Annotated in this window: 14 protein-coding genes; 7 read left to right on the top strand and 7 right to left on the bottom strand. The window is 62.6% G+C overall.

Annotated features, from left to right (window positions below; all coding sequences use genetic code 11):
• Positions 1–5 precede the first annotated feature (5 nt).
• Entirely contained in the window at positions 6–1,388 is a 1,383-nt protein-coding gene (gene cysS, locus J3A98_RS12140; protein WP_103444506.1) for a cysteine--tRNA ligase, read from the top strand.
• 129 nt (positions 1,389–1,517) lie between these two features.
• Here cysS and J3A98_RS12135 read toward each other — a convergent pair whose 3' ends face one another.
• The 3 genes from J3A98_RS12135 to csiR form a co-directional block, all read right to left on the bottom strand.
• Positions 1,518–2,909 (bottom strand): HAMP domain-containing sensor histidine kinase, encoded by a 1,392-nt coding sequence (locus tag J3A98_RS12135; protein ID WP_209966399.1) that lies wholly within the window; start codon positions 2,907–2,909, stop codon positions 1,518–1,520.
• Positions 2,887–3,567, bottom strand: coding sequence for a response regulator transcription factor (locus tag J3A98_RS12130; protein ID WP_176684618.1), 681 nt, complete (start codon positions 3,565–3,567; stop codon positions 2,887–2,889). Before J3A98_RS12130 ends, J3A98_RS12135 begins: the two co-directional genes overlap by 23 nt.
• Positions 3,568–3,641: 74 nt before the next feature.
• The gene (csiR, locus tag J3A98_RS12125; protein ID WP_209966397.1) at positions 3,642–4,337 is read right to left on the bottom strand and encodes a DNA-binding transcriptional regulator CsiR; all 696 of its coding nucleotides are present in this window, start codon (positions 4,335–4,337) and stop codon (positions 3,642–3,644) included.
• 194 nt (positions 4,338–4,531) lie between these two features.
• Between csiR and glaH the strand changes: the two genes are divergently transcribed.
• The 6 genes from glaH to proP all read left to right on the top strand — a co-directional run bounded on the left by glaH (position 4,532) and on the right by proP (position 12,228).
• Positions 4,532–5,509 (top strand): glutarate dioxygenase GlaH, encoded by a 978-nt coding sequence (glaH, locus tag J3A98_RS12120; protein WP_176684616.1) that lies wholly within the window; start codon positions 4,532–4,534, stop codon positions 5,507–5,509.
• 114 nt (positions 5,510–5,623) lie between these two features.
• Positions 5,624–6,874, top strand: coding sequence for an L-2-hydroxyglutarate oxidase (gene lhgO, locus J3A98_RS12115; protein ID WP_209966395.1), 1,251 nt, complete (start codon positions 5,624–5,626; stop codon positions 6,872–6,874).
• Between the two features lie 150 nt (positions 6,875–7,024).
• Entirely contained in the window at positions 7,025–8,416 is a 1,392-nt protein-coding gene (gene gabP, locus J3A98_RS12110) for a GABA permease (protein WP_176684614.1), read from the top strand.
• Positions 8,417–8,503: 87 nt separating this feature from the next.
• Positions 8,504–9,397 carry a PA4780 family RIO1-like protein kinase gene (locus J3A98_RS12105; protein WP_209966393.1) on the top strand — a complete coding sequence of 298 codons (894 nt, stop codon included), beginning with the start codon at positions 8,504–8,506 and terminating at the stop codon, positions 9,395–9,397.
• Positions 9,398–9,593: 196 nt separating this feature from the next.
• A complete protein-coding gene (hemB, locus tag J3A98_RS12100) occupies positions 9,594–10,568 on the top strand; it encodes a porphobilinogen synthase (RefSeq protein ID WP_010953815.1) in 975 nt (324 codons plus the stop codon).
• Between the two features lie 157 nt (positions 10,569–10,725).
• A complete protein-coding gene (gene proP / locus J3A98_RS12095) occupies positions 10,726–12,228 on the top strand; it encodes a glycine betaine/L-proline transporter ProP (protein ID WP_209966392.1) in 1,503 nt (500 codons plus the stop codon).
• On the opposite strand, the gene J3A98_RS12090 is transcribed toward proP, so the two are convergent.
• The 4 genes from J3A98_RS12090 to J3A98_RS12075 all read right to left on the bottom strand — a co-directional run bounded on the left by J3A98_RS12090 (position 12,229) and on the right by J3A98_RS12075 (position 16,917).
• Positions 12,229–12,930: a YoaK family protein gene (locus J3A98_RS12090; RefSeq protein ID WP_209966390.1), complete on the bottom strand. Its 702-nt coding sequence runs from the start codon at positions 12,928–12,930 to the stop codon at positions 12,229–12,231.
• 9 nt (positions 12,931–12,939) lie between these two features.
• The gene (locus tag J3A98_RS12085) at positions 12,940–13,569 is read right to left on the bottom strand and encodes a riboflavin synthase subunit alpha (RefSeq protein ID WP_209966387.1); all 630 of its coding nucleotides are present in this window, start codon (positions 13,567–13,569) and stop codon (positions 12,940–12,942) included.
• Between the two features lie 172 nt (positions 13,570–13,741).
• Positions 13,742–15,808: a maltose alpha-D-glucosyltransferase gene (gene treS, locus J3A98_RS12080; RefSeq protein WP_209966385.1), complete on the bottom strand. Its 2,067-nt coding sequence runs from the start codon at positions 15,806–15,808 to the stop codon at positions 13,742–13,744.
• 191 nt (positions 15,809–15,999) lie between these two features.
• Positions 16,000–16,917, bottom strand: coding sequence for a LysR family transcriptional regulator (locus J3A98_RS12075; protein ID WP_209966383.1), 918 nt, complete (start codon positions 16,915–16,917; stop codon positions 16,000–16,002).
• Between the last annotated feature and the right edge of the window lie 66 nt (positions 16,918–16,983).

Here is a 16,983-nt window from a genome sequence, read left to right as displayed (position 1 = left end):
CCGCCGTGCTTACCATCTACAACACCCTGAGCAAAGCGAAAGAAACCTTCAAGCCGCTGGATGGCAACAAGGTGCGCATGTATGTGTGCGGCATGACCGTGTACGACTACTGCCATCTGGGCCATGGCCGCAGCATGGTGGCGTTCGACCTGGTCACCCGCTGGCTGCGCAAGAGTGGCTATGAGCTCACCTATGTGCGCAACATCACCGACATCGATGACAAGATCATCAACCGGGCCAACGAGAACGGCGAAAGTTTCGACGCCCTGACTGCTCGCATGATCGACGCGATGCACGAAGACGAACGCCGCCTGAACATCCTGCCGCCAGACCAGGAACCGCGTGCCACCGACCATATCGCCGGCATGCACGCGATGATCCAGACCCTGATCGACAAGGGGTACGCCTACGCGCCAGGCAATGGCGACGTGTACTACCGCGTCGGCAAGTTTGTCGGGTACGGCAAGCTGTCGCGCAAGAAGATCGAAGACCTGCGTATCGGTGCACGCATCGAGGTCGACGAAGCCAAGCAGGACCCGCTCGACTTCGTACTGTGGAAGGGCGTCAAGCCGGGCGAGCCGAGCTGGGAATCGCCATGGGGCCCGGGTCGCCCGGGCTGGCACATCGAGTGCTCGGTGATGTCCACCTGCTGCCTGGGCGAGAGCTTCGACATTCACGGCGGCGGCAGCGACCTGGAGTTCCCGCACCACGAGAACGAGATTGCCCAGAGCGAGGCGGCCACTGGCAAGCAGTATGCCAACGCCTGGATGCATTGCGGCATGATCCGTATCAACGGCGAGAAGATGTCCAAGTCGTTGAACAACTTCTTCACCATCCGCGACGTGCTCGAGAAGTACCACCCGGAGGTGGTGCGCTACCTGCTGGTGGCCAGCCACTACCGCAGCGCGATCAACTACTCGGAAGACAGCCTGCGTGACGCCAAGGGCGCACTGGAGCGCTTCTACCACGCCCTGCGCGGCCTGCCACGGGTGGCGGCCAAGGGTGGCGAAGCCTTTGTCGAGCGTTTCAGCGTGGCGATGAACGACGACTTCGGCACCCCCGAAGCCTGTGCCGTTCTGTTCGACCTGGTGCGCGAGATCAACCGCCTGCGTGACAGCGACCCGGAAGCGGCTGCCGGCCTGGCCGGTCGACTGCGCGAACTGGGGGATGTGCTGGGTGTGCTGCAGCTGGAGGCCGATGACTTCCTGCGTGCCGGTGCCGAAGGCAAGGTCGATGCGGCTGAAGTCGAGGGCTTGATCCAGGCGCGCCTGCAGGCACGTGCGGACAAGAACTGGGCTGAGTCGGACCGCATTCGCGACCAGCTGACTGCCATGGGGGTGGTGCTGGAAGACAGCAAGGGCACGACTACCTGGCGTCTGGCTGACTGAAGTAACTGGGGCTGCGGTGCAGCCCTTCGCGGGCACGCCCGCTCCCACAGGTTGGCGCGACATTTCAGGTGTGCGCTATTCCTGTGGGAGCGGGCGTGCCCGCGAAGGGCCGCAAAGCGGCCCCAGCTTTTATTTGCCTAGACCCGCAAGCGGGCAGTGCAATACCAGCCTGGCCCCACCCAATTCGCTCTCGCCAATCTCCAGCCCGAACCCGTGCAGGTCGACGATCGCAGCCACGATCGACAGCCCCAGCCCGAAGCCGGCATGGCGGTGGCCTTCATCGCTGCGATAGAACCGTTTCAGTACAGCCGTTCGCTCTGCTTCGGGAATTCCAGGCCCGCTATCCTCGATCGCCATGTGCACGCCGTTGTCATCCTGCGTGGCGGCAATGCGCACACGACCGCCCTCGGGCGTGAACTTGATCGCGTTGCCCACCAGATTCGCCAAGGCCTCGAACAGCAGCTCGCGGTCGCCGTGCAGTGCCGGTAGCTGCGCAGGTTGGTGCAACTGCAGGTGAATACCGCCATCCTCGGCCAATGGCAGGTAAAAATCGTGCAGCTCTACCAGCAGCTCATGCGGGTCAAGCTGGACGAGGCCGGCGCGGCGCTGGCGGTCTTCCAGCTCGCTGATGCGCAACAACCCGCGAAAGCGTGCCATCAAGGTGTCGGTTTCGCCGATGGCCTGGTCCAGTGCTTCGGCTTGCGCAGAGTCCACGTCGCTTTGCTGGCGAATACGGTACAGCTGGGCGCGCAGGCGGGTCAGCGGTGTGCGCAGGTCATGGGCAATGTTGTCGCACACACCCTTGACCTCGTGCATCAGCCGTTCAATGCGGTCGAGCATGGCATTGACGATCGCCGCAAGCATGTCCAGTTCGTCACGGCGGGCCGACAGAGGCAGGCGGTGGGTCAGGTCGCCGGCGACGATCAGTTCGGCCTGGGCCTGGATCGCACGTATACGCTTGAGCGGCCTGCGCCGTAGCAAGTACCAACCGGCAAAACCCGGGATCAGGGTCAGCGAGATGCCCCAGAGCAGGGCGTGCAGGATAATCCGGGTAACCACGAACAGCGAGCCGTTGTCACGTACCAGCACCAGCCACCGGCCATCCTGTACATTGATTGCCACCGCGTCGCAGCTGTCGCGAGGCATGCGAGGGTCGTCGGCATCCAGGCAGCGTTTCAACTCATGGATCTTGCCGTCCAGCCTGAGCTCTGGGGGCAAGGCCCGCACGCTGCCGCCAATCGGGTTGAGCTGAGGGTCGAACAGGCCGTAGGCGTCAAAGCTGCGCTCCTCGAACGCCTGGCTGGCAATCAGGGCATCGTCCAGCTGCTTGCCGCTCATGTGTGCGAACAGGTGCTGGCGCTGCAGCATGGAGTGACGGGTGAGTTTGCTCAGGTAGCTGGACACCTCGAAATACAGCACCCCCATGAGGATGCTGCTCCAGGCCACGAACAGAAAGCTGTAGAGTGCCAGCAGGCGGCTGGTAGAGGAGCTCCAGCCTTTAGACGGGTTCAGCAATGGCATAGCCGGAGCCCCGTACCGTACGGATCAGCGGCGACTGGCCGGGGGAGTCGATCTTCTTGCGCAGGCGGCCGATGTGCACGTCGATCAGGTTGGTGCCCGGGTCGAAGTGATAGCCCCAGACTTCCTCGAAAATCATCATCCGCGTGATCACCTGGCCGCTGTGGCGCATCAGGTACTCCAGCAGCTTGTACTCGGTGGGCAGCAGGTTGAGGGTATTGTCACCGCGGCGCGCTTCGTGGCTGATCAGGTCCAGCTCCAGATCGGCAACCTGCAGGCGGGTCTGGGTCATGGGCACGCTGTTGCGGCGCAGCAATACCTCGACTCGCGCGGCCATTTCGTCGGAGGCGAACGGCTTGGTCAGGTAGTCGTCTCCGCCGGCACGCAGGCCGCGCACCCGCTCATCGACGTCGGAGAGGGCGCTGATCATCAGGATCGGCGTAGCGATCTTGAGGTTGCGCAGGGTGGTGACGATGGTCAGGCCGTCGACCTCGGGCAGCATGCGGTCCAGGGTGATCAGGTCGTAGCCGCCGGCAATGGCCTTGGCCAGGCCTTCACGGCCATTGTCGGCCCAATCCACCTCCAGGCCGTGGCTGGTAAGTTCGGCGACGATTTCCTGGCCGGTGACGGCGTCGTCTTCGATGGTCAGTACGCGAGGCATGCTGGTTCCCGGGCATCTAATGAAGATTTGATTGTGCCAAAGAATAGACAACCGGCGATTTAAGAAAAATTCATCTAGCGTGCACCGATGCCTTCGGCATGCATGATCTGCGCAATGATCGGTACCGGTGTCATCAGGTGCGCGCGCATCATGGCGCTGGCGCGTTTGGCATCACGGGCGAGGATCACCTCGACCAGTGCCGCATGCTCCTGGCGCTTGAGCGCCAGCGCCTGTTCGGAAAACACCGTTTGCGTCAGCCACAGGTGGCGGTAGCGCTCGGCCTGGTCAAACAGGTAGGTGCGTGCCTGCAGCAGGTGCTTGGAGCCGCAGCCCGAGGCAATGGCAGTATGAAACGCCTTGTGCCGCTCGTCCCACACATCCAGCCGCTGCTCGCGGGTTTTTACTTCTACCACCTTGGCCAGGGTATGCGAGTGGGCCAGCACCGACGCCTCCCAGGCGTCGTCGCCGCGCTCGATGGCCAGGGCGATGATCATCGCTTCCAGGTTGGCGCGGGCGTCGTAGATGTCGTTCATCTCATCCAGCGACATGGGCGCTACCCGGTAGCCCTTCTGGCTGATCGCGTTGACCAGGTGCTCGGCCACCAATTGCGACAGTGCTTCGCGCAACGGGCCCACACCCAGGTCGTAGCGTTCCTTGAGGGCACTCATCAACAGCTTTTCACCGGGCTTGAACACCCCGCGGATGATGTCCTGCTTGAGCCTCTCATACCCGCTGAATGCTGAGTTTTGTCGGGGGGCGAGCGCTTCCAAGATCCTGTTCCTCAAAACGTTTTGCCGATCATACCGAAACCCTCTGTCGGCGAAAAACAATGGACAAACACAAATATTGTCGCCGAATCATAAAAATGTAGACATTTTGATTTTGTGGCGATATTTTTACCTCGCCCGCACTGATCCAGGTCATTACCGGACGGCGCCACCTACTTTTTAGCCAGGACATTGCCATGAACGCCTTTACGCAGATCGACGAACTTGTCATGCCGCTGCCACTCGAACCGCAGGGCTATTCCATCGCCCCCTCGAAACAGTCGCCGCGCCTGCTGGAACTGACCTTTGCCCGTGAAACCGTCGAAGCGTTCGTGCAGGCCGTTGCCCAATGGCCGGTGCAGGCATTGGAGTACAAGTCGTTCCTGCGTTTTCGCGTAGGCGAAATCCTTGACGAGCTGTGCCAGGGCACACTGCGCCCGGTGCTGCTCAACACCATCCTCGACCGCGCCACAGGCGGCATGCTGATTACCCCGGTCGGCCTGGATGACGTGAGCCAGGCCGAAGACATGGTCAAGTTCACCACCGCCTGCGCCCACTTGATCGGCCGTTCCAACTATGACGCCATGAGTGGCCAGTTCTATGCGCGCTTCGTGGTGGTCAACAGCGACAACTCCGACAGCTACCTGCGCCAGCCGCACCGGGTCATGGAACTGCACAACGACGGCACGTTCGTGAACCAGATCACCGACTACGTGCTGATGCTGAAGATCGACGAAAAGAACATGGAAGGCGGCAACTCGCTGCTGCTGCATCTGGACGACTGGGAGGAGTGCGAGGCGTTCTTCCGTCACCCGATGGCCCGTCGCGAAATGCGCTGGACCGCGCCGCCGAGCAAAAAGGTTGCCGAAGATGTGTTCCATTCGGTATTCGACACCGATGCCGAAGGCCGGCCGACCATGCGCTACATTGACCAGTTCGTGCAGCCGGAAAACTACGAGGAAGGTATCTGGCTGAACGCCTTGTCCGAGTCGCTGGAAGGCAGCGGCAAGAAGGTCTCGGTACCGGTAGGCGTAGGCAGTTTCCTGTTGATCAACAACCTGTTCTGGCTGCATGGCCGCGATCGCTTCACCCCGCACGAGGGCCTGCGCCGCGAACTGATGCGCCAGCGTGGTTACGTCGCCTTCCCCAAGCCGCTGTACCAGCGCGGGCAATAATGACAGGGCGCGGGGCGGGCGCTCGTCCACGCGTTTTTGCACATAACAATGCCACCAGGCCCCGTGCGGGCCTTGGTGAGCCTGCCAGGCAATGCCTGCGTGTGAGGTAAGGCTGTGTACGATTTCATCATTATTGGCGGCGGGATTGTGGGCATGTCCACGGCCATGCACCTGATCAAGGTCTACCCGGATGCGAAGATGCTCCTGCTGGAGAAAGAGTCTGGTCCGGCCCGCCATCAGACCGGCCATAACAGCGGCGTGATCCACGCCGGCGTGTATTACACCCCCGGCAGCCTCAAGGCGCGCTTCTGCCTTGAAGGCAACAAGGCGACCAAAGCCTTCTGCACCCAGCACGGCATCCGCTTCGATGAGTGCGGCAAGCTGTTGGTCGCCACCAACGATCTGGAAATGCAGCGCATGAAGGCGCTGTGGGAGCGCACCGCGGCCAATGGCCTGGAGCGCTACTGGCTGTCGGCTGACGAGTTGCGCGAGCGTGAGCCCAACATCGTTGGTATGGGGGGCATCTTCGTGCCGTCCAGCGGCATCGTCAATTACGCCCAGGTGACTGCTGCGATGGCGGCAGAGTTCCAGCGTGCCGGTGGCGAAATCCGCTATGGCGCAGAAGTGGTCGGCCTGCAGGAGCAGACAAGTGAAGTGATCGTGCGCACCCCGCGTGATGAATTGCGCAGCCGTTTCCTGGTGACCTGCTCGGGGCTGATGGCCGACCGCGTGGTGGGCATGCTCGGGCTGCGTACCGAGTTCGTGATCTGCCCGTTCCGTGGCGAATACTACCTGTTGCCCAAGCAGCACAATCAGATCGTCAACCACCTGATCTACCCGATTCCCGACCCGTCGATGCCCTTCCTGGGGGTGCACCTGACCCGCATGATCGACGGTACCGTCACCGTAGGCCCCAACGCCGTCCTGGCGATGAAGCGCGAGGGCTACCGCAAGACCGATGTCAGCCCCAGCGACCTGTTCCAGACCCTGACCACGCCCGGCATCCTCAAGGTGCTGGCGAAGAACTTCCGCCCGGGCCTGATCGAGATGAAGAACTCGCTGTTCAAGGGCGGGTACCTCAAGCAGGTGCAGAAGTACTGCCCGAGCATTAGCAAAGCCGACCTCACGCCTTACCCGGCCGGCGTGCGTGCCCAGGCGGTGTCGCGCGACGGCAAGCTGATCGACGATTTCCTGTTCGTCAACACTGCACGCAGTGTCAACGTGTGCAACGCACCGTCGCCAGCCGCTACTTCGGCCATACCGATCGGCGCCTACATCGTCGAGAAAGTGTGCGAGCAGGTCGGCCTGCAGGGCGGCAGCTTCCCCAAGGCCGACCTGTCGGCCAACCAGAGGGCTGCCAGCTGACAGCCCAGTAACACCTTTTGCGGTTTCGTTTTACTCAACCCGTACTGCCCTGCTCACCATTCAGGGCAGGGCGGGCTTTTTCGCGCCTGCGTCGGTGACGTGCAGCCGGCGGCCCCTGCGTGGGCATGACAAAAACAACAAGGTAGCGCCATGCAAACCCACAAGAACAATTTGAGTCATGGATTGAAATCACGGCATGTCACCATGCTGTCCATTGCCGGCGTGATCGGCGCCGGGCTGTTTGTCGGCTCTGGCCGCGCCATCGCCGAAGCGGGGCCGGCCACCATCCTGGCCTATATCCTGGCGGGCGGCCTGGTGGTGCTGGTGATGCGCATGCTGGCCGAAATGGCCGTTGCATCCCCAGATACCGGCTCGTTCTCAACCTATGCTGACCTCGCCATCGGCAAATGGGCCGGTTATACCATCGGTTGGCTGTACTGGTGGTTCTGGGTGCTGATCATCCCGATCGAGGCCAATATCGCCGCTACCATCATCAACTCCTGGGTCCCGCAGATGGAGATCTGGGTGTTGTCGTTGGTGATCACGTTGCTGCTGACGGCCACCAACCTGTTCAGCGTGAAGAACTACGGTGAGTTCGAGTTCTGGTTGGCACTGGTCAAGGTGGTGGCCATTGTCTGCTTCATCGCCCTGGGTGTCTGCGCCATTTTCGGCCTGTTGCCGGGGTCCGGCGTCAGCGGCGTTTCGCGCCTGTGGGATACCGGGGGCTTCATGCCCAACGGCTTTGGTGCAGTGCTGAGCGCCATGCTGATCACCATGTTCTCGTTCCTCGGGGCCGAGGTGGTGACCATTGCTGCGGCTGAATCCGACGAGGCGGGCAAGCATATTTCCAAGGCCACCAATTCGGTGATCTGGCGGATAACGCTGTTCTACATCCTGTCGATCTTCATCGTCATCGCACTGGTACCGTGGACCGACCCGCGCCTGGCTACCGAGGGTTCCTACGTCACGGTGCTGGACACCCTCGGCGTGCCAAATGCCAAGGCCATCATCGACTTCGTGGTGCTGACCTCGGTGACCAGTTGCCTCAACTCCTCGCTGTACACCGCCTCGCGCATGGTCTATTCGCTTAGCCGTCGTGGTGATGCCCCGGCCTGTGCCCAGATAACCAGCCGCAGTGGTACACCCGTGGTGGCCGTGTTGTTGTCGACGGGGGCTGCATTCCTGGCGGTGATCGCCAACTACCTGGTGCCGGCCAAGGTGTTTGGCTTCCTCATGGCAAGCTCCGGCGCCATTGCCCTGCTGGTTTATCTGGTCATCGCCATTTCCCAGTTGCGCTTGCGCCAGCGCCTGACGGCACAGGGCAAGACACTCGGTTACCGCATGTGGCTATTCCCGTGGCTGACCTGGGGCGTGATCCTGTTCATCAGCGGCGTACTGGTATTGATGCTGTTCCGCCCGGATCATCGCCTGGAAGTGGTCTCGACGATGGTGCTGGCGGTGTTGGTGGTGTGCTCGGGGGTGCTGGTCACCCGGCGCCGGGCGCGCGGCGGGGCCGTGGCTGGTGTAGGGCAGCGCGCCTGACTCGTCCGGTCTGAAGACAGACGAGCAAGTCGCATCAGGCTGTGAGAGGATGTCCGTCAACAAAGCCAGGACCCTGAACGCAGCCTGATGAAGACACCAAAAAGAATCGAACCGTTGATCGAAGACGGCCTGGTCGACGAAGTACTCCGGCCGTTGATGAGTGGCAAGGAAGCCGCTGTGTATGTGGTGCGCTGTGGCAGCGAGGTACGCTGCGCCAAGGTCTATAAAGAAGCCAACAAGCGCAGTTTCCGCCAGGCCGCCGAATACCAGGAAGGCCGCAAGGTGCGCAACAGCCGTCAGGCCCGGGCCATGGCCAAGGGCAGCAAGTACGGCCGCAAAGAAGCCGAGGATGCCTGGCAGAACGCCGAAGTGGCTGCGCTGTTCCGTTTGGCCGGTGCGGGCGTAAGGGTGCCCAAGCCTTACGACTTCCAGGACGGCGTGCTACTGATGGAGCTGGTGACCGATGCCGATGGCGATGCGGCCCCGCGCCTGAACGACGTACACCTGGAAGTTGAAGATGCCCGCGCGTTCCATGCCTTCGTCATTCGCCAGATCGTGCTGATGCTGTGCGCCGGAATGGTGCATGGTGATCTGTCCGAGTTCAACGTGCTGCTCGGCCCGGACGGGCCGGTGATCATCGACTTGCCGCAGGCAGTGGATGCAGCCGCCAACAACCACGCCTTCAGCATGCTGCAGCGCGATGTGGACAACATGGCCCATTATTTCGGGCGCTTTGCCCCGGAGCTGAAAAGCACCCGCTATGCGCAGGAGATGTGGGCGCTGTACGAGGCCGGCGAGTTGCTGCCCGACAGCCCGTTGACCGGGGTGTTCGAGGATGACGAACATGAGGCTGACGTAACCGGGGTGATACGCGAGATCGACGCCGCCCGTATGGACGACGCTCGCCGCCGTGCGGCACGCGCTGAGGCTGAGCATGGGCCGGCCAAGGCAGAGGAGGTGACGCCGCCCTGGTTGCAGTAATTCAGTGCCTGTGCCGGCCGCTTCGCGGGTGAACCCGCTCCTACTGGATTTGCAGGCGCGGGTTTACCCGCGAAGAGGCCAACACAGGCAAACCCCGGGCGTTGCCATTGACGCAAGACACAATCTCGTCATTTAGCCTTTTCACTGGCGCGCGACAGGCATAAGGTATACGCCGTTCAAATTCCCTGGAGCTGTCATGTCCAACCAATTCCCGTCCGTTCGTCCCCGCCGCCTGCGCCAGAACGAGTCCCTGCGCACGATTTTCCAGGAAACCGAGTTCCGCCTTGAAGACCTGATCCTGCCGATCTTCGTCGAAGAGGGCATCGATGATTTCGTGCCGATCACCAGCATGCCCGGTGTCAACCGTATCCCCGAGAAGCTGTTGGCCCAGGAAATCGAGCGCTATGCCCGCGCCGGTATCAAGTCGGTGATGACCTTTGGCGTATCGCACCACCTGGATGCTGACGGCAGCGACACCTGGAACGAAAACGGCCTGGTTGCGCGCATGTCGCGTATCTGCAAGGACACCGTGCCGGAAATGGTGGTGATGTCCGACACCTGCTTCTGCGAATACACCAGCCACGGCCACTGCGGCGTGCTGCATGACCATGGCGTGGACAACGACGCCACCCTGGCCAACCTGGGCAAGCAGGCTGTCATCGCCGCCGCTGCCGGTGCCGACTTCATTGCCCCTTCGGCGGCGATGGACGGCCAGGTGCAGGCAATCCGCAGCGCCCTGGACGGTGCCGGCTTCCACGACACCGCGATCATGGCCTATTCCACCAAGTTCGCCTCGTCGTTGTATGGCCCGTTCCGTGAGGCCGGTGGCACCGCCCTGAAAGGCGACCGCAAAAGCTACCAGATGAACCCGATGAACCGCCGCGAAGCGGTGCGCGAGTCGCTGCTCGACGAGCAGGAAGGGGCGGACGTGCTGATGGTCAAGCCGGCCGGTGCCTACCTTGATGTGATCGCCGACATCCGCGCCGCTTCGCGCCTGCCACTGGCGGCGTACCAGGTGAGTGGCGAGTATGCGATGATCAAGTTCGGTGGCCTGGCCGGTGCCATCGACGAAGGCCGGGTGGTGCGCGAAAGCATTGGCGCAATCAAGCGTGCCGGTGCCGACCTGATCCTGACCTACTTCGCCATGGACCTGGCGCGCGAAGGTATCTGAAGCCAGGCCTTCGGCATGAAAGCCGCTGCCATTGCAGCGGCTTTTCTTTGGGCGCTGTTTGGTGGTGCCGCAAACGCACAAAAAACAGTAAGCGCTGAATTATTTAGTGTCCTGTTGTATCTGATCCCTTAGAGCATTCATCGACAGGGATACGGGTATGAAACCTCGCAAGAAAAGCGTCCAGCCAATCGGCCTGAAGGACATCACCATCGTCGACGACGCCAAGATGAAGAAGGCGATCACAGCCGCCGCGCTGGGCAACGCCATGGAGTGGTTCGACTTTGGCGTATACGGTTTCGTCGCTTATGCCTTGGGCAAGGTGTTCTTCCCCAACGCCGACCCCAGCGTGCAAATGATCGCGGCCCTGGCCACCTTCTCGGTGCCATTCCTGATCCGGCCTCTTGGCGGGTTGTTCTTCGGTGCCTTGGGCGACAGGTTCGGGCGGCAGAAAATCCTCGCCGCGACCATCGTGATCATGTCCCTCAGCACCTTCGCCATCGGCCTGATACCGTCCTACGCGAGCATTGGTATCTGGGCGCCGATCCTGTTGCTGCTGGCCAAGATGGCCCAGGGCTTTTCGGTGGGCGGTGAATACACCGGCGCCTCGATCTTCGTTGCCGAGTACGCGCCTGACCGCAAGCGCGGCTTTCTCGGTAGCTGGCTGGACTTCGGTTCGATTGCCGGCTTTGTGCTGGGCGCAGGGGTGGTGGTGCTCATTTCCACGGTTCTGGGTGAAGAACAGTTCCTCGAATGGGGCTGGCGCCTGCCGTTTTTCCTGGCCCTGCCGCTGGGCATCATCGGGCTCTACCTGCGCCATGCGCTGGAAGAAACACCTGCGTTCCAGCAGCACGTCGACAAGCTGGAGCAGGGCGATCGTGAAGGCCTGGCCTCCGGGCCCAAGGTGTCGTTCAAGGAAGTGGCCACCCAGCACTGGCGCAGTCTGGTGACCTGTATCGGCGTGGTAATCGCCACCAACGTCACCTACTACATGCTGCTTACCTACATGCCCAGCTACCTGTCGCACAACCTGCAATACAGCGAAGACCATGGCGTGCTGATCATCATCGCGATCATGGTTGGCATGCTGTTCGTGCAGCCTATGATCGGTCTGCTCAGCGACAAGTTCGGCCGACGGCCGTTCATCATCGTCGGCAGTGTCGGCCTGTTGGCCTTGGCCATTCCGGCATTCATGCTGATCAACAGTGGCGTGCTCGGGTTTATTTTCGCCGGCCTGCTGATCATTGCCGTGTTGCTGAATTTCTTCATCGGCGTGATGGCCTCGACGCTGCCGGCCATGTTCCCCACGCACATCCGCTACAGTGCCCTGGCCAGCGCCTTCAACATCTCGGTGCTGATCGCCGGCCTTACACCGACCCTCGCTGCGTGGCTGGTGGAGAGCACAGGCGATCTGTACATGCCGGCCTATTACCTGATGGTGATCGCCGCTGTCGGCCTGATCACCGGCCTGACCATGAAGGAAACCGCCAACAAGCCCCTGCGCGGCGCGGCACCTGCGGCATCGGACATCGAAGAGGCGCGTGAACTGCTGCAGGAGCACCACGACAACATCGAGCAGAAAATCGAGGACATCGATGCGCAGATCGCCGAGCTGGAAGCCAAGCGCGAGAAACTGGCCCTGCAGCACCCGCGTATCGAATGATCAGCGCGGCATGTAGCCACGCTGCCAGGACCGCGGGATGAACCGCGATACCAGCGCCAGCACGCAGGCCAGCGCGCAGCTGCCGGCCAGCGCCTGCAGGCCCAGGTGTTGTTGCAACCAGGCGCCCAGTGCGGCGCCCAGCAGCATGCCTGCCCAAGGCACCAACTGCACCCGCCAGCCATTGCGCCGCTCGCCCAGCAGCCAGCGCCCCAGGCCGCGGCCGAAACGCGACAGAGCGCCAGTCACATAAGTCAGGCCGATGGGCAGGCCATTCACCTGCTCGACTACCGCATTGATCATGCCCATGGCCAGCGTGGTGGCCAACAGCGCAGGGAAGGTGGCAGGCAACGGCCACGCTGCCGCGAAAGCCAGCAGTGCGGCAACCACCAACAGCACCGGCCAGGCTCGACGACGCAATCCGCGAGCCAGGAGCACACCCAGCGCATTGCCCGCGACAAAGCCCAGTACCGCGCCACTGAGGCGTAGCACAAGGGCCAGGTCTGCTTCACTGATGGCCACCGCCAGGCGTGTGGTGTTGCCACTCATGAACGACACGAAATCGCCCAGTGCCAGCAGGCCGATGGCATCGGTCATGCCGGCCAGCACCGACAGGGCAGCGACCAGGCCGAGGCCGACGCGACCACGCATTACCTGCAGGCGCAAACGCCTGGCTGTGCGCGCGGGGAGGGCGTTAGGGAGCATGTGCAGGCCTCAGGGCAGCAGGTTTTCGCGGGCCAGGGTACCTTTGATGGTGCGCTCTACCACATCGACCAGCACCATGGTCTGGTGGTCGACCTCGATGTTGAGCAGTTCACCTGTGTGGTAACTGGCGAAGGTGGTCTGCCGCAGGGTTTCCGGGATCAGGTTGATGGTGATCACGTTGTCCTCCACGTCAGCGACCGTCAGGCTGCAGCCATTGACCCCGATGAAACCGCGCGGGAACACGTACTTGCCCCATTGCGGCGGCATGCGGAACTTGATGAAGGCGCCGGTTTCCTTGATCGACAGCTCGACGATTTCGGCGGTGGTGGCGATGTGGCCGGCCATCAGGTGGCCGCCGACTTCGGCGTTCATCTTCGCTGAGCGTTCGATGTTCACGCGCTGGCCGGGCTTGAAGTTGCGCAGATTGGTGCGCTCGAGGGTCGCGGTCATGGCGTCGAACCTGACCTGGCTGCCGTCGATTTCGGTCACGGACAGGCAGGTACCTTCGACACTGACGCTGGCACCAATCTTCAGCTCGTCGAGCAGTTCCGGGGTGAGGTCGATGGTGAACTGGTTGTGGCCCGGGTAGGTGGTCACATCAAGCAGAGGGCGGACGGCCTGGACGATGCCGGTGTACATGGTGTTGCTCCTGGGCACGGAAAAGAAAACTTCCGAACGCTATGCCCGTAGCGCAGTAAATGCAAGACCGGCTTCTTGGTTGGCAAGCCGGCTTGCGGGTCTGGCGCCAGCGTTGGGCAGGCGGCGTGCTTGTGGGCGAAACCGGTTTGCCGACGGCAGGGCCACTGCAGATTCAAACATGCCCGCTGCTGTTGACGATCCGCAGGCACAGCGCCTCGTACGGGTCCAGGTTCACCATCAAGCGCCCGTCCTCGGTCAAATCGCCTTCGACCGTCTCGTTGATCATGTCGACCACCGGCCCGGGTGTGAACCCGGTCAACAGCAGTTCCTCGGCAATCGTGTCCTGGCCGAAGTTCAGCGCACTGATCTGGATACCCCGCCCGGCTGGCAGCTCGTGCACCATCACCAGCAGCCCCGGGCTGCTCACCTCAGGTACCAGCACCTGACGGCTGGTGGCGATGCCGTAGGCCTGGCGCACAGCCAGCAGTTTCTTCACCTTGCAGGCAAATGAATCACCCTCGTCCAACTGCCTGTCGAGGCTGCCGTACAGCGCCCGGGCACGCGGCATGCCACGCACTGAAACCTCTGCCTGTGGGTCGAGCCCGGCGAGGTCATAGCCGCCCCGGTGAATCCAGCGGGTATCGCCATCGAGCATGCGTTCGGCAACCGCCTCGGCGGGCAAGGGCAGGGCGCCGACCAGGTCCCAACCGGACAAGGCGACCACCCCCGGCTGCATGGCGTTGTACATGACCAGCAGCAGGTGCACCTTCTTGATCAGCTCGATATCCGCCTCGCCAATCTGTTCGAGGTCGCGAATACCCAGGGCAGCAGCGATCAGGCTGGCGGTGGTGCAGGCAATGCCGTTGGTCACGAAGCGCAGGTTATACGGGGCATGTTCTCCCGACAGCCGTTCGTAGATCTCTTCGCGGATATGTTCGCGCAGGATGCTGCCAGGCAGGGTCTGGCCTTTGTACAGGTACATGTCATGCGCGTGCAGTGTCCAGAAGTGCACCAGCTCCACGGTCAGCTCGTCATGGTTTTGCAGGGCATGGATCAGCGAGGCCGGGTCGATGCCGAAGGCGTGCATCTCCTTGAGCATCAGGCGCAGGAACTCGGTGTCGCCGGTCAGCAGCGCATGCTGGTAGGCCGGCCGGGTAATGAAATCGTAGGACAGGTCGGCGCCGCCCCTGGACATCTGCGCAATGTCATCGAGGGTCAGGTTCAGCTCCTGGAAGCTGAAACCGCCGGCCTTGCGGATCATGCCACCGATCAGCTGGTTGCCGACGATCGACAGCGGGTGGCTTTCCGACCAGGCGGTACCGCTGGCGCGGGTTTCCACGCCGAGAAAGCCGTTGGCGTCCAGGCGCAGGCCGCGGGCACCGAGGCAGTCCAGAGCGTGCAACGCATCACCAATGATCATTTGTTGGGCGGCGAAGGTAGGGTCCAACCAGTTCAGCGACGGCTGGCCCTCCTTGAAGTAGTGCAGGTACACCCAGCGCCGGGTCTTGCCGTCGACGCCTGTGATCGGCGGCGTGGCGCTCCAGTCGGTTTCCTTCACGCCCGGCTCGAAGAAGATTACCCGTTGCAACTGGCCAACGATGTAATGGCGCGCCTTCAGCTCGTCACACTGCGCTGGCAGGAGATTGACCGCATCGCGCCCGGCGGGCACCTCGGGCAGCAGCGTCCAGTCTTCTTCACGGATCTCGACCATGTGGTACAGCCCCGGGTAGGGGCCATGGGCGAGCTCGGCCAGGCGGAAGTCGGCGCCCTTGCCGGTGTGCGAGGGGATCAGGTCGTCGATGGTCACGGCATTGTGCGCAGCGGCCATGCGGCTCATCTGGATCAGTTCCTGCTCGCTGCCGTACAGCGGGTCGATGTCGAAGCTGATGCGGTCGAAGTTGCCGTCCACGCTGGGGGTGAGTTCGCGGCCGCGGATGCCACCGGACAGTTTGATCGGGCCGGTGTGCAGGCCCTGTACGCCGATCTCCGACAGGCGCTTCCACAACGCTTCGTGGGCCAGGGCACCGAGCACCGAGCAACCCTCGGGCGCGATGATGGCGTCGGGGTAGACGGTCAGCCACACCGAGGCGATTTCGGTGGCGCGGCGGGGCTGGGCCTCGGCATAGGGGTGTTGCCACAGTCGCGACTGGCCTGAGTACAGGCTGGCACGCGCCTGGGAGGCCTTGAGCATGGCGCGGTCTTCGAGCCATTTGACGTATGACGGGTCGGGCTGGGTCATTTCGCGTCCTCTTTGCGTGTCGGCACCGGCTCAGATTATGACGGCATTGCGGCCTGAACGTTCGGCTCGAGATGGGTGTTGGTTTCTTCGCGGGCTCGCCCGCTCCCACAGGCTGCCATACCGCTGAAGATTTGCGCTGCACCTGTGGGAGCGGGCGCGCCCGCGAAGAGGCCGGGCCTGCAAAGGCAGGATCAGCGCCGGGCCGACAACTGCTGCGGTGCGAGAAACGCATCATGGAAGTAATTGCGCACCGCGTGCATCGCCGGGCTGAATGCCCGTTCCCGGTGCCAGGCCAACCCCACGCTCATCGGTGTGACCGGGTCGCTGATGGTCACTGTCTCGATACGCTTGCCCTCCAGCGACCAGGGCCGGTGCACCAGGTCCGACAGGATCGCCACACCGCTGCCATTGGCGACCATGCTGCGCACGGCCTCCACCGAGCTGGTCCGTACCCTTACGCTTGGCCGTTGCCCGGCCTGTTCCCAGTAGCGCATGGCACTGTGCTCGGCCTCGTCGACGGTCAACAGAATGAACGGCTCACAGGCCACATCGGCCAGGCTCACGGCCGAGCGCTCGCACAGTGGGTGATGCCCGGGCAGCCACAGCCGGCGCTCGGAGTTGAACAGGGTTTCCGAAACGATGTCGGGGTGGGTGAGGTTGGCGGTGAGCACCACCGCCATGTCGAAACGCCCTTCCAGCAGGCCTTGCTCGATGGCGCTGCGTTCCTGCTCGTAGAGCTCCAGGGTCACGCCCGGATGCCAGTGCTCCAGGCGTTGCAGGTGGTGCGGCAGGAAGTAGCCGATCACCGTGTAACTCGCAGCCAGGCGCAACAGGCCACTGGCGCGCACGTCCGGAAGCGGGCTGTTCAACGCATCGTCGACACTGCGCAGGATGACGTAGGCACGGTTCAAAAAGTGCCGGCCGGCTTCGGTCAGGCTCATGCCCTGGGCCGAGCGCTGGAACAACAGCACACCGAGCATCGCTTCCAGCTCCTTGATGGCCGTGGTCACTGCCGACTGGGAGATGTTCAGGTGGATCGCCGCTTGGGATATCTGGCCGATTTCAGCGGTGGCAACGAAGTAGCGGACCTGGCGCAGGGTCAGTGACACGGTAGGCTCCCGGGGTATCTGATTTTCAGAAGGTACCCCATCTGTTTATAGATCTTCCCAAGGGGG

Origin of the sequence: Pseudomonas sp. BP6 (genome assembly GCF_017875935.1) — a bacterium.
In the GTDB taxonomy this organism is placed as follows: Bacteria; Pseudomonadota; Gammaproteobacteria; order Pseudomonadales; family Pseudomonadaceae; genus Aquipseudomonas; species Aquipseudomonas putida_Y.
This window is presented reverse-complemented; position numbering and strand designations above follow the sequence as displayed.